This window comes from Solibacillus sp. FSL K6-1781, from assembly GCF_038630735.1.
In the GTDB taxonomy this organism is placed as follows: domain Bacteria; phylum Bacillota; class Bacilli; order Bacillales_A; family Planococcaceae; genus Solibacillus; species Solibacillus silvestris.
Genome location: NZ_CP152038.1, coordinates 2,924,465 through 2,938,252, shown reverse-complemented (window position 1 = coordinate 2,938,252; position 13,788 = coordinate 2,924,465). Strand labels below are relative to the sequence as shown.

The following is a 13,788-nucleotide window of genomic DNA, read 5'->3' as shown; positions in this document are numbered from 1 at the left end:
ATATAAAATATAAGTTTTACATTTTCTCTTTACAATGAGAAAAACATTTTGTATTCTTACTTTAGTAACTGGTCTGACCACTTTTGTTAATAATAATGGAATGCGTAGGACACGGTGAGGTGAAAAATTTGGAAGATAAGCCCGCAAAAAAGATGTTTATTCAAATTGTTAAGCAATTACACGATTTAATTGAAGAACAAAATATTCAGGAAGGGCAAAAGCTTCCTTCAGAAAGAATGTTAAGCGAGCAGCTACAAGTGGGAAGGTCTTCGGTTCGGGAAGCATTACGCAGTCTGGAGTTACTTGGCTTGATCGAAACAAGGCATGGCGGTGGTACATATTTGTCAAGTATGCAACACCATCAGTTTGTTGAAATTGTCAGCTCTTTTATATTACAGGACGAAAAATCGATCGCGGATGTGCATGCAACAAGACAAATGCTCGAAAAAGAAGCGATTCGAATTATTTGCCAGTCTGACAATTTAAGGGCACTGCCGATTTGGGAGAGCTTTTTTGTAAAGGTAGAACTTGGGCAGGAGTTAAAACGAGAAGACATATTTCGTGAATGTATGATCGTTTCAGGGAACCGCCTCGCATTAAAAATTTGGCTCCAGCTTCTTTCGTTCAGCAATAATCTATCGGCAAATGAAATTACAGAAGAAGAGAAAATGGAATTAAAAATACTGCTTGCTTCATTGCAAATGGGATATATACAAGAAGCAATTGATTCATATGAAAAATGGATGATCATTATTAAAGAATGATTACGTCAATATAAAGGGGGATTACGATGGCAATTCGTGATTTATTTACAATTAGTCGTAAAAAAAATACTGATAATATTACTAGAAAAGAAGATGAAAAATCCTTTCCGGAAGGCATCGTGACAAAATGTCCAAAATGTAAAACGATTCATGTCACAAAAGAACTCGAAAAAAACTTAAAAGTATGCGCGAAATGTCAGCATCATTTTACTTTGACAGCCAATGAAAGAATCGCCTGTTTTTTAGATGAAGGTTCGTTTGTATCAATGGACGATCATCTTCAAACAACAAATCCGTTAAACTTCCCTGCATATGTGGAAAAAGTGGAAGCGGATATTAAGAAAACAGGGTTAAACGAAGCTGTATTAACAGGTGTAGGTGCATTAAAAGGGATGCAGGTTGTTGTAGCGGTAATGGATTCGCATTTCCGTATGGGGTCTATGGGATCAGTTGTTGGTGAAAAAATTACACGCGCTGTAGAAAAGGCGACAGAGCTGAAAGTGCCGTTTATTATCTATACGGCAAGTGGCGGTGCACGTATGCAAGAAGGAGTATTATCATTAATGCAAATGGCAAAAACGAGTGTGGCTCTAAAACGCCATAGCGAGGAAGGCCTACTATATATTTCAATTTTGACGCATCCGACTACAGGTGGTGTATCAGCAAGTTTTGCATCGATCGGTGATTATAATATTGCAGAGCCTCAAAGTCTGATAGGGTTTGCGGGGCGTCGTGTAATAGAACAAACGGTACGTGAAAAGTTACCGGATGATTTCCAGACAGCAGAATTTTTATTAGATCATGGACAGCTTGATGCAATTTTTAACCGAACAGAAATGCGCGACAAAATTGCAACAATTGTTAAATTGCATGTACAAGGAGGCGTATCGCATGTCTAAATTAATGGCATTTGAAGAACCGGTTGTAAAACTTCGTGAAAAAATTGTAGAGTTAAAAACAATTGCCACGGAAGCAGATGTCGATATGACAGGGGAAATTGAAAAGTTGGAAACACGCTTGGAGGAACTTGAAAAAAGCGTATATGCCAATATGGAACCTTGGCACCGTGTACAAGTAGCCCGTCATGCTGATCGTCCGACGACACTGGAATATATTGAACGAATTTTTGAAGATTTTATCGAAGTGCATGGAGATCGTACATTTAAAGATGATGCAGCAATTGTTGGCGGAATTGCATCGTTTAATGGTCAGCCCATAACGATTATTGGACACCAGCGCGGAAAAACGACAAAGGAAAATATTCGCCGGAATTTTGGCATGCCTCATCCGGAAGGTTACCGCAAGGCGTTACGTTTAATGAAACAGGCAGAAAAATTCAAACGCCCAATTATTTGCTTTATAGATACGAAAGGTGCATATCCGGGCAAAGCAGCCGAGGAACGTGGCCAAAGTGAAGCGATTGCGCGTAATTTGTTTGAAATGGCCGGTATTCGGGTACCGATCATTAGCATTGTAATTGGTGAAGGTGGAAGTGGCGGTGCACTTGCACTTGGAGTGGCAAATAAAATTTTGATGCTTGAGAATTCAACGTATTCCGTAATTTCTCCAGAAGGAGCTGCATCAATTTTATGGAAAGATGCAAGCTATGCGAAAGAGGCTGCTGAAGCGATGAAAATAACAGCACTTGATTTAAAGGAGCTTAAAGTAATTGATGGAATTATTCCGGAAGTTGCCGGCGGTGCCCATAAGGATGTTGAGCAGCAGGCGATCTTTATGAAAGAATATCTTACAAACATTCTTAATGACCTAAATAAAGAGAGTGCAGATCAATTAGTTGAAAATCGTTATATGAAATTTAAAAATATTGGACAATATATAGAACAATAAGGTTGTTTTATAACAGTATTGTACTACGAAGAATGCGTGTGAGCGCATTCTTCATTTTTTTCAAAAGCATTTCAATTTGTTTTCTAGAATAGTTACATATGAGCGTGTTTTCTGTTAATGTGGATAGTAACAGCGTAATAGGAGGAAAAGGTCGTATGAAGAAGATTGCGGTTTTAACGAGTGGTGGAGACGCACCTGGAATGAATGCTGTTATTCGTGCAGTCGTTCGTAAAGCGCGTTTTCATAATGTTGATGTTGTCGGTGTATATCATGGTTATGAAGGACTCTATAATGGGAACTTTGAACTTTTAGATATTGGTTCTGTTGGCGATATTATTCAAAGAGGCGGAACGAAACTGTATTCAGCACGTTTCCCTGAATTTAAGCAGGATGATATACAATATAGAGCAATCGAACGCATGAAAGAAGAGGGAATCGAAGGTTTAGTCGTCATTGGCGGAGATGGTACTTATCGTGGAGCAATGCAATTAACTGATAAAGGATTCCCGTGTGTGGGTATTCCCGGTACAATCGACAATGATGTACCCGGTACAGAATATACGATTGGCTTTGATACAGCACTGAATACAGTCGTTGAATCGATCGATAAAATCCGAGATACGGCAACAAGTCATGAAAATACGTTTGTTATTGAAGTAATGGGCCGCGACGCAGGAGACATTGCTCTTTGGGCAGGTTTGGCAGCTGGTGCAGAATCGATTTTAATACCGGAAGAGGCGTATGATCTGGATGATATTGTTACTCGTCTTGAGCGTGGAGTAGCTCGTGGAAAGCGCCACAGTATTATTATTGTAGCTGAAGGTGTAATGAATGGTCATAAACTGGCGAACCTTTTAGAAGAACGCACAGGGATTAAAATTCGGACATCGGTATTAGGTCATATACAACGAGGAGGGTCTCCATCGGCTCGTGACCGCGTTTTAGCAGGAAGATTTGGTGCAAGAGCGGTAGAGCTATTGTTGGAAAACAAAGGTGGTAGAGCAGTTGGCGTGAAAAATCACGCTATAATCGATTATGATTTAAGAAAAGCATTTGAAACTAAGCACCAGGCAGATTTAAGTTTGTATACATTATCAAAAGAGCTTTCAATTTAAAGTGCATAAAAACGGAGATGACAAAACTATGAGAAAAACTAAAATTGTTTGTACTATTGGACCGGCTAGTGAATCACCAGAAATGTTAGAAAAGTTAATTGAGGCAGGGATGAATGTTGCCCGTTTAAACTTCTCACACGGAAATCATGAGGAGCATGCGAATCGTATTGCTGCAATTCGTGATGCAGCAGAACGCATGAAAAAACCGGTTGGAATTTTATTGGACACAAAAGGACCTGAAATCAGAACACACTCAATGGAAAACGGTGAGTTGCATTTAGTAACAGGACAAGTAATCGATATTTCGATGACAGAAGTTTTAGGAAATGAATCACGTTTCTCCATCACATACGATCAGCTGATTGAAGACGTAGATCAAAACGATATAATTTTATTGGATGACGGCTTAATCGAATTGCGTGTACTTGCGAAAGATAGCGAGCAAGGTTTAATTCATACAATCGTTGAAAACGCCGGTATTTTAAAAAATAAAAAAGGTGTGAATGTACCGGGTGTTTCTGTGAAATTACCGGGTATTACTGACAAAGATGCAGCGGATATTTTATTCGGTATTGAGCAAGGGATCGATTTCATCGCGGCTTCATTTGTTCGTACTGCAAAGGATGTACTCGAAATTCGAGAGCTGCTGGAACAAAATAACGGCAGCCACATTCAAATTATCCCTAAAATCGAAAACCAAGAAGGCGTTGACAACATTGATGAAATCATTGAAGTTTCAGACGGTTTAATGGTGGCACGTGGTGACTTAGGTGTAGAGATTCCTGCAGAAGAAGTACCATTAGTACAAAAATCATTAATCCGAAAATGTAACCAAGTCGGCAAGCCTGTTATTACAGCTACACAAATGCTTGACTCCATGCAGCGCAATCCACGTCCAACTCGTGCAGAAGCATCAGACGTTGCAAACGCGATTATGGATGGCACAGATGCAATCATGCTTTCAGGAGAAACAGCAGCAGGTCTTTATCCGGTAGAGTCTGTAGCTACAATGAACAAAATTGCGATTCGTACGGAAAACGCATTGGATTACCGAGCAATTGTATCAAAACGAAGCCGTGAAAAAGAAGCAAATATGACGGAAGCTATTTCACAGGCGGTTGCCTATACTTCAATTAACCTTGGTGTTAAAGCAGTATTAGCTCCAACCGAAAGCGGAAATACTGCAAGAATGATTGCAAAATATCGACCAGGTGTATCAATTATCGCAGTTACAAGTCAGCCTAATGTTGCACAGAAATTGACATTAGTATGGGGCGTTAAACCAATTTTAACGCAGCGTGTTACTACAACGGATGAGATTTTAGAGTTATCAGTTGATGAAGCGCTAAAACATGAATTTGTCAGCCATGGTGATGTAGTTGTTATTACTGCAGGTCTTCCAGTTGGCGAAGCAGGTACAACGAACTTAATGAAAGTACATGTCATCGGTGACTTATTGGCACGTGGACAAGGTATTGGTAAACTGTCAGTTGTTGGTAATGCAATCATCGCCAACAATGCAGCCGAAGCATTGGCTTACGACACAGAAGGAGCAATTATTGTAACAGTAGGCTCTGACCGCGAAATGATGCCGGCAATTGAAAAATGCGCAGGTATTATTACGGAAGAAGGCGGGCTAACATCCCACGCGGCTGTAGTCGGCCTAAGCTTAGGAATTCCTGTTATTGTCGGTGTAAAAGAAGCAACTACTTTAATTCAGCACGGACAGGAAATTACAATGGATGCTGAAACTGGTGTTATTTATAAAGGACATGCCAGCGTTCTTTAAGATTAATAAATGGTGCTGGGACATAAATAGAGGTGCCATGGGATAAGAGAAAAATCTTATTAAGTAACGGATATTTTATAAAATTGATTGGAATGGAGGGGAGGCGACTCCAGCGGGAATAGCGTGACGCCTGAGACTACAGGCTCAGGCCACGCCCGCGGAAAGCGTCCGACCCGGAATGGAAATCAATTTTTAACGCCCAGCAAAAAAATGCTATTTTTCTCTCAGAGAGAAAAATAGCATTTTTGGGTTATGTCTAAGCCTCTTGTTTTTTTGTCATACCCTCTTTTTGAAACTTTTTACTAGCTGTTTCGTATAAAATAGAAGAAGAGGAGGTTCATAAATGAAAAAGATATTATTTGGATTACTGGCACTAGTATTTGCTGAAATTGCGGTATTTATCGTAATTGGAAACGCAATCGGTGTTTTCTATACATTGTTATTAATTATTTTCACATCCATAGCAGGACTGCTAATTGCCAAAAAACGTGGGACAAAATCTATACAGGATATTCAAAAGAGTATGCAGCAAGGTCAGCCTCCTGCAGTACCGGTCATTGAGACTTTTATGATTTTTGTTGGTGGTGTACTTTTGGCGGTACCTGGCTTTATTACGGATATTCTCGGAATATTATTTGTTTCAGGAATTACGCGAAATCTGTTTAAACCGGTCATCTTCTACTATTTACGTAAAAAGATGAAAAGAGGCCAAGTCGTTATTTTGCAAAAATAGCATGTTGTTTTACCTTAATGGCAATCATCAGTAAGATCGGACTAAGGATGATTCCGTAAAAACCAAATAGTAAAACTGAGGCAGCGCTGATTAGAAATGTGTGGATCATACGTAAATGCAACGTATGTGACCAGAGCATGGATTCAGTTAGCTGCCTTATCATTTGTACCATAAAGTACAGAACTAATATGGCAATACCTATCATCGGTTCGTCTACAATAAAATAGTAAATAGAAACTGGAATAAGGAAAATGCCGATTCCTAAAAAAGGCAGGCAATCTGCAAAGGCAATTAAAAAAGCTTTAATTACAAATGCTTCAAACTTTAAAAAATAAAATCCAATACATAGCAGGATAAACGTCAGTGTAAACAATTGCATTTCCACAACGATAAAGCGGCCGATAAGCTCCATACCTTTTTGGAAGTAGCGTGCCCATGTAGTACGATAAGCTTTCGGTATGTAAGCAAAAAACCATAATCGGTTTTTATAGCTCTCCATCAGTGCGAAGTAGAATGTGACAATGAAAATAAAAAACTCAAATATAGATTGAAAACTATTTTTTATAAAATTGATTGTGTAAAACAGCAAGTCCCTTATAAAACTTTGGAGCTTCTCAACAATAAACGGAAGAAGCGGATGTTTCATATAGGTGCTATCCAAAGATAAGAGTGTTGACTGCAGCTGAGGGAGAATGGTGATAAAGCTATGAATAATCAGCATGATCACAGAGACGACAACCGAGAATAAAAATACCGAAAGTATAATGACAACGAGAAAGAATGGTAGTTTAAATTGCTGTTTGAAAAAGAGGAATACGGGAAACAGTAAATAAGCGAAAAATAGACCAAAAATAATAGGAGGAATGAAATAAAAAAGGATAAAATAAAGTAGAAGAACGATAATGTTCCTACTTTTTACTAGCCATTGGTTTGTTTTATTTGTATAATCCATTTAACTCACTCCTAATTAATACCTTTATTAACTCATTACAAATTATAAATTCTCTTTTTTGCGTGAATTCTATCACATATGTGATTTTTTCCTAAAATCCTACTAATTCATTCACAAAGCCGTCAAAATTGATTATAATGAAATTTGTAAGCGATTTACTTATAGGTTCAATTGAGCAGAACGATATGAGTGTGCGACTTTTTAATAGAGTAAAAAGAAAGCACTTACAAAATTAATTTACTAAGTGAAGGAGCGATTTTTTATGTCAGCAACAAAAGGTTTAGAAGGTATCGTAGCAGCAGAATCGAAAATTTCTTCAATTATCGATGATACACTTACATATGTAGGGTATGGCATCGACGACCTAACTAACAATGCGACTTTTGAAGAAGTAGTATTCTTGTTATGGAACACGCGTTTACCAAACGCTGAAGAATTAGCTAACTTAAAAGAAGAATTAGCTAAAAATATGGAAATTCCAGCGGCAATCACAGATTTATTCAAATCTATGCCTTTAAACACAGTGCACCCAATGGCAGCACTACGTACAGCGGTATCAATGTTAGGTGCATTTGACGAAGAAGCAGATGTTATGGAAGCTGAAGCAAATTACCGTAAAGCGATCCGTTTACAAGCAAAAATTGGTACAGTAGTAACTACTTTTGCACGTGTACGTCAAGGTAAAGAACCAGTTGCTCCAAAACCAGAATTAGGTTATGCAGCAAACTTCTTATATATGCTGAAAGGTGAAGAACCAGCAGCAATCGAAATTGAAGCATTCGATAAAGCGTTAATCTTACACGCTGACCATGAATTAAACGCTTCTACATTTACTGCACGTGTATGTGTTGCGACATTATCAGATGTATACTCTGGTGTAACTTCTGCAATCGGCGCATTAAAAGGCCCATTACACGGTGGTGCTAACGAGCAAGTTATGAAAATGTTAACTGAAATCGGATCAATTGATAAAGTTGAATCTTGGGTTCAGAACAAATTAGATAACAAAGAAAAAATCATGGGCTTCGGTCACCGCGTATACCGCAAAGGCGACCCACGTGCACCTCACTTACGTGTAATGTCTGAAAAGCTTACTAAATTAACAGGCAAACCAGAATTATACGATATGTCAGTGAAAATCCATGACATGATTGTTGAGCAAAAGAAATTACCTGCAAACGTAGACTTCTTCTCAGCATCAGTATATGATTCTTTAGGTATCGAGCATGACTTATTCACACCAATCTTCGCAGTATCTCGTACTTCAGGTTGGGTAGCGCACATTTTAGAACAGTATGCAAACAACCGTCTAATCCGTCCACGTGCGGAGTATGTTGGTCCAGATATGCAAAAATACGTTCCAATTAACGAGCGCTAATTAAAAAAGTATGTTAAAATATCTGGGACTGTGATTTGACACAGTCCTAGATTTATGATTATTAGGAGGCAAATTTCCAATGACTAACAAAATCGTAGTAGAGAATGGTAAATTAAACGTTCCAAACAATCCTGTTATTCCTTTCATCGAGGGTGACGGTATCGGTCCAGATATCTGGGCTGCAGCATCTCGCGTAATTGACGCAGCTGTAGAAAAAGCTTATAACGGTGAAAAGAAAATCGAATGGTTAGAAGTATTAGCAGGTGAAAAAGCATTCAACAAAACGGGTGAATGGTTACCAGCTGAAACTTTAGAAAAAATCAACGAATACTTAATCGCTATTAAAGGTCCTTTAACAACTCCAATCGGCGGCGGTATCCGCTCTCTAAACGTAGCATTACGTCAAGAGTTGGATTTATATGTTTGCTTACGTCCAGTACGTCACTTTGACGGTGTTCCTTCACCAGTTAAACGTCCAGAAGATGTTGACATGGTAATCTTCCGTGAAAACACTGAAGATATCTATGCTGGTATCGAGTACAAAGCTGGTTCTGACGAGCAAAAGAAATTATTAAACTTCTTACAAAACGAATTAGGCGTTAACAAAATTCGCTTCCCAGAAACTTCTGGCTTAGGTATTAAACCAGTATCTAAAGAAGGTACTGAACGTTTAGTACGTTCTGCAATCGAGTACGCTATTTCACACAACCGTCCATCAGTAACTTTAGTACACAAAGGTAACATCATGAAATTCACTGAAGGTGGATTCAAACAATGGGGTTACGATGTGGCTGAAGCTGAATTCGGCGACAAAGTATTCACTTGGAACCAATACGATGCAATCAAAGCTGAGCAAGGCGAAGCTGCTGCAAACGAAGCACAATCTAAAGCTGTTGCAGAAGGCAAAATCATCGTAAAAGATTCTATTGCTGATATCTTCTTACAACAAATCTTAACTCGTCCTAACGAGTTCGACGTAGTAGCAACTATGAACTTAAATGGTGACTACATCTCTGACGCATTAGCTGCTCAAGTTGGTGGTATCGGTATCGCTCCAGGTGCTAACATTAACTACTTAACTGGTCACGCTATTTTCGAAGCTACTCACGGTACTGCACCTAAGTATGCTGGTCAAGATAAAGTAAATCCATCTTCAGTATTATTATCAGGCGTATTAATGCTTGAGCACTTAGGATGGCAAGAAGCTGCGGACTTAATTACAAATTCAGTAGAGAAAACAATCTCTTCTAAATATGTAACTTATGACTTCGCACGTTTAATGGACGGCGCTACAGAAGTTAAATGTTCTGAATTCGCTACAAAATTAATCGAAAACTTCTAATTAAAAGTTTAAAAATTTGCCTATATATGTGAAATTATGAACAAATTGTTTAGTAATGAATAATATAGTTATATAATTTTACATAATTGGAAATGGTTAACTTTGAGGTTTGAAATAAATAATAGTAAAAAAGGGAGAAAGCATTATGTTTTCTCTCTTTTTTTTATATAATTTTCATGACACAAATTTATTTACGATGAAGGAGTGGTTCTTGGTGACATTAAAACGTAAAAAAATCTCAGTTATTGGTAGTGGTTTTACAGGGGCAACCGCAGCATTTTTGGCAGCGCAAAAAGAACTAGGTGATGTTGTAATTATTGATCTTCCATCAGCAGAAAATCCTACGAAGGGAAAAGCATTGGATATGTGGGAAGCATCGCCTGTACAAGGCTTTGATTCTTATGTAAAAGGCTCTTCTGATTATGAGGATACCGCAAACTCAGATGTCGTTTTAATAACTGCGGGTGTTGCCCGGAAGCCAGGAATGAGTCGAGATGATTTAGTACAGATTAATCAAGGTGTAATGAAAGCCGTTGCATCAGAAATTGCCCGTACTTCACCCGATGCAACGATTATTGTTCTTACAAATCCAGTTGATGCGATGACTTATACAGTATTTAAAGAATCTGGTTTCCCGAAACATCGGGTAATTGGACAATCGGGTGTGTTGGATACTGCCCGTTTCCGTGCATTTATTGCCGAGGAACTGAAGGTATCGGTAAAAGATATATCTGCACTTGTATTAGGAGGTCACGGTGATACAATGGTGCCTTTAATACGGTATGCTTCGGTAGGAGGCGTTCCTTTACAAAGCTTAATACCTGCTCAACGTTTAGAGGAAATTGTACAGCGTACACGTGTAGGTGGTGGTGAAATCGTGAATTTATTAGGGAATGGCTCGGCTTATTATGCACCGGCTGCGGCAATGGTGGAAATGGCAGAGGCAATTATAAAGGATCAAAAACGAGTCTTACCGGCAATTGCCTATTTAGAAGGTGAATACGGTTATGAGGGGATTTATTTAGGTGTTCCGACATTATTAGGTGCTGGCGGTATCGAGAGAATATTCGAACTTGAGCTTACAGCAGATGAAAAAGCAGCGTTAGATCAATCCGCAGATGCCGTAAAAGATGTAATGAAAGCACTGAAATAAATAAAAAAGGGTTTCGGTTATTACCGAGGCCCTTTTTGGTTTTTCATTTATTGATACACGGGATTCCATTTTAATAATTTCTTCTCTAATAGTTTTGCAATGGAATCTGCAATTTTTCCTAAAATCGCATATAAAATAATTGCCAACACAACAATATCAAGTTGCATATACTCACGGGCATTCATCGACATATAGCCGATTCCCGAACTTGCTGCTACTGTTTCTGCAACAATTAAAGTAAGCCACATAATTCCTAATGAGTAGCGAATACCGACCAAAATCGATGGCATTGCACCTAAAATAATTACTTTAAAAAACAGCTTGTATTTCGAAAGATTATAAATTTTACCCATTTCGATTAACCGTGGATCAACATTGCGGATACCATGGTATGTATTGACATAAATCGGGAAAAATACGCTGATTGCAACTAAGAAAATCTTTCCTTCTTCACCCACACCAAACCAAATAATAACTAAAGGGATGAGCGCCAAATTCGGGATGTTTCGCAGCATTTGAATAGTTGTATCTAAATAACGCTGTGCAAAAGGAACAATTCCATTTAAAATACCGATGACAAAAGCGATACTGCCGCCGATTAGGAACCCAATTAAAGCACGCGTCGTACTAATTTGAAGATGATCAAACAGAACACCGGAAACGGCTTGTTCATAGCCTGCTTTTACTACATCGGAAGGGGCAGGCAAAACTGTGTTGGCCAGAATACCTGTTTTATTCGATACTTCCCATATGATAATAATTAAAATAGGGATGATCCATGGCTCAATCAAATGAATCCATTTTTTCTTCTTCATTTTTCTCACCTCTTATGGTTTCCAAATATGGTTTTCGAGATTTTCTACAAGATTACTTGTTAAGCCAATGTCATATAAATCTTCATTTAGTCTTTGTAAGTCTGCTTGAGCGGCTTCATCTAAATAACTAGCTACAGATGAACGGCGGGCTAAGCTTGTTACCCATATATCTGCGGCAATACCTGTATTCTCTTCAAGAATTTCTGCTGCCTCGCTTGAATCAGTATCAATGGCTTCACCAACTTTAGATAGTTCTTCCACATAGGCAACGACCGCATCCTTATTGGATTCGATGAATTTATCAGATGAATAGTAGAAGCTGCGGTGTTCAACAATGCCTTCTGCTGTAGTTAAGATTTGATTGCCTTTACTTTCGGAAACCGTCATATACGGATCCCAAATTACCCATGCATCCACATCGCCGTTCTCAAAAGCAATATTTGCATCTGCCGGGCTTAAAATAACCGATTCTACATCGTCCAGAGTCAAGTTAACTGTTGCTAGAGCATTAACTAATAAATACTCTGAGATTGAAGCTTTATTGTACGCAATTTTTTTTCCTTTCAATTGTTCGATAGATTGGATAGATCCATCATTTTTTACTAAAATACCTTCCATTTGTGGAGACGATTCTTCACCTGCAATGTATTTGAAATTCATTCCCTTTGATAGTGCCATCATTGATGGTGCATCACTGGCATTAGCAAAATCGATAGCCCCGGAGTTTAATGCTTCAAGAATTGAACTTCCTGTATTAAATTCAGACCATTCCACTGAATAACCTAATTCCTTTAATCGTGATTCCAATTCGCCATTCGATTTTAATAGCAATGTTGTCCCGTTTTTCTGATAGCCAATTCGTACTTTTTTATTTTCTGCATTCGATGATGCGCACCCGACTAAAATAACCGATAAAGTTAAGAGAAAAAAGATGGATAATAGTTTTTTCATTTGTAATACCTCCTAAATAATTGCCTGTAATTCTTTTTGTTTATTCGATGTTTCCGTTTTTGTTTGTTGTCCTAATAAATACTGAAGCAGAATTTCCTCAAGCTTCGCAAATTGTGGATTTGACCGCGTTCTTGGTCGAGGGAGTTTTACCGGCAAATCTAAAGCAACGTTTCCGTCTTCGATTAAAATAATCCGATCTGCCAATGCAATGGCTTCTGCCACATCATGTGTCACGAGCAACGATGTATATTTCTGGTTTAACCACAGCTGTTCAATTAGATTTTGCATTTCAAGTCGAGTCAGCGCATCTAATGCACCAAGCGGTTCATCCAACAATAAAAGTCTTGGCTGTGCACTAAGCGCACGAGCTAATGCAACCCGTTGTTTTTGGCCACCTGACAGTACATGTGGCCACTCTTTTGCGCGGTCTTTTAATCCCACATGTTCAAGTGATTTTAATGCAAGTGGTTGCCAATCCTTTTTCAATTCTGTGCCTACCCCTACATTTTCTAATACAGACAGCCATGGGAGTAAACGATCTTCCTGAAACATGACGCGAACGCCTGAAAAGTCTTCCTGTTGAATACCGTCTTTTAAAGATTCTCCTGCCGTTTTTTGTTCTAAATTTGCAATGATACGGAGAAGCGTACTTTTCCCGCATCCGCTTTTCCCGACGATGGCAACAAATTGTCCAGCGGGGATTGTTAAATTAATATCCTTTAATACTTGTTTTTCACCGAAACTTTTTGTTAAATTTACTAACTCAATATTGATTCCATTTGTCATGGAAGCACCTACTTTCCGTTAAAATACTTAACATATTGAATTACTAGGAATTATAAATAAAAAAATTACACAGGCTATTTAAATAGTGCGCATGAACAATTTTTCTAAATGTTACCATAATAATAAATATTCAGTCAATAGTAAAAATTATTTTACCTATCG

Annotated in this window: 13 protein-coding genes; 9 read left to right on the top strand and 4 right to left on the bottom strand. The window is 38.4% G+C overall.

Features of this window, described 5'->3' with window-relative positions:
- Nucleotides 1–128: 128 nt before the first annotated feature.
- The 6 genes from MHH37_RS14685 to MHH37_RS14660 all read left to right on the top strand — a co-directional run bounded on the left by MHH37_RS14685 (nt 129) and on the right by MHH37_RS14660 (nt 6,249).
- Complete coding sequence (locus MHH37_RS14685; protein WP_342576269.1) at nt 129–764, top strand: GntR family transcriptional regulator; 636 nt, start codon at nt 129–131, stop codon at nt 762–764.
- 26 nt (nt 765–790) lie between these two features.
- Nucleotides 791–1,663, top strand: a complete 873-nt coding sequence (gene accD / locus MHH37_RS14680) for an acetyl-CoA carboxylase, carboxyltransferase subunit beta (protein ID WP_014823117.1) — start codon at nt 791–793, stop codon at nt 1,661–1,663.
- Nucleotides 1,656–2,612 (top strand): acetyl-CoA carboxylase carboxyl transferase subunit alpha, encoded by a 957-nt coding sequence (gene accA / locus MHH37_RS14675; RefSeq protein ID WP_008407766.1) that lies wholly within the window; start codon nt 1,656–1,658, stop codon nt 2,610–2,612. The genes accD and accA overlap by 8 nt, the downstream gene beginning before the upstream one ends.
- Nucleotides 2,613–2,767: 155 nt before the next feature.
- A complete protein-coding gene (gene pfkA, locus MHH37_RS14670; protein WP_014823118.1) occupies nt 2,768–3,727 on the top strand; it encodes a 6-phosphofructokinase in 960 nt (319 codons plus the stop codon).
- A 28-nt stretch (nt 3,728–3,755) separates the two neighbouring features.
- Nucleotides 3,756–5,516 carry a pyruvate kinase gene (pyk, locus tag MHH37_RS14665; RefSeq protein WP_008407762.1) on the top strand — a complete coding sequence of 587 codons (1,761 nt, stop codon included), beginning with the start codon at nt 3,756–3,758 and terminating at the stop codon, nt 5,514–5,516.
- Between the two features lie 343 nt (nt 5,517–5,859).
- The gene (locus tag MHH37_RS14660) at nt 5,860–6,249 is read left to right on the top strand and encodes an FxsA family protein (RefSeq protein ID WP_014823120.1); all 390 of its coding nucleotides are present in this window, start codon (nt 5,860–5,862) and stop codon (nt 6,247–6,249) included.
- Here the strand turns inward: MHH37_RS14660 and MHH37_RS14655 are convergent.
- Nucleotides 6,233–7,201 (bottom strand): AI-2E family transporter, encoded by a 969-nt coding sequence (locus MHH37_RS14655; protein WP_008407758.1) that lies wholly within the window; start codon nt 7,199–7,201, stop codon nt 6,233–6,235. The two genes, MHH37_RS14660 and MHH37_RS14655, sit on opposite strands and share 17 nt — an antisense overlap.
- Nucleotides 7,202–7,463: 262 nt before the next feature.
- Between MHH37_RS14655 and citZ the strand changes: the two genes are divergently transcribed.
- The 3 genes from citZ to mdh all read left to right on the top strand — a co-directional run bounded on the left by citZ (nt 7,464) and on the right by mdh (nt 11,074).
- Nucleotides 7,464–8,579: a citrate synthase gene (gene citZ, locus MHH37_RS14650; protein WP_008407756.1), complete on the top strand. Its 1,116-nt coding sequence runs from the start codon at nt 7,464–7,466 to the stop codon at nt 8,577–8,579.
- A gap of 79 nt (nt 8,580–8,658) precedes the next feature.
- Nucleotides 8,659–9,921, top strand: a complete 1,263-nt coding sequence (gene icd, locus MHH37_RS14645; protein WP_008407755.1) for an NADP-dependent isocitrate dehydrogenase — start codon at nt 8,659–8,661, stop codon at nt 9,919–9,921.
- Nucleotides 9,922–10,135: 214 nt separating this feature from the next.
- Nucleotides 10,136–11,074 carry a malate dehydrogenase gene (mdh, locus tag MHH37_RS14640; protein ID WP_342573621.1) on the top strand — a complete coding sequence of 313 codons (939 nt, stop codon included), beginning with the start codon at nt 10,136–10,138 and terminating at the stop codon, nt 11,072–11,074.
- Nucleotides 11,075–11,121: 47 nt separating this feature from the next.
- On the opposite strand, the gene MHH37_RS14635 is transcribed toward mdh, so the two are convergent.
- The 3 genes from MHH37_RS14635 to MHH37_RS14625 are packed head-to-tail and all read right to left on the bottom strand — an operon-like array spanning nt 11,122 to nt 13,626.
- Entirely contained in the window at nt 11,122–11,889 is a 768-nt protein-coding gene (locus tag MHH37_RS14635) for an ABC transporter permease subunit (RefSeq protein ID WP_008407752.1), read from the bottom strand.
- Nucleotides 11,890–11,901: 12 nt separating this feature from the next.
- A complete protein-coding gene (locus tag MHH37_RS14630) occupies nt 11,902–12,840 on the bottom strand; it encodes a sulfonate ABC transporter substrate-binding protein (RefSeq protein ID WP_008407751.1) in 939 nt (312 codons plus the stop codon).
- A gap of 12 nt (nt 12,841–12,852) precedes the next feature.
- Nucleotides 12,853–13,626 (bottom strand): ATP-binding cassette domain-containing protein, encoded by a 774-nt coding sequence (locus MHH37_RS14625; protein ID WP_342573620.1) that lies wholly within the window; start codon nt 13,624–13,626, stop codon nt 12,853–12,855.
- Nucleotides 13,627–13,788 lie beyond the last annotated feature (162 nt).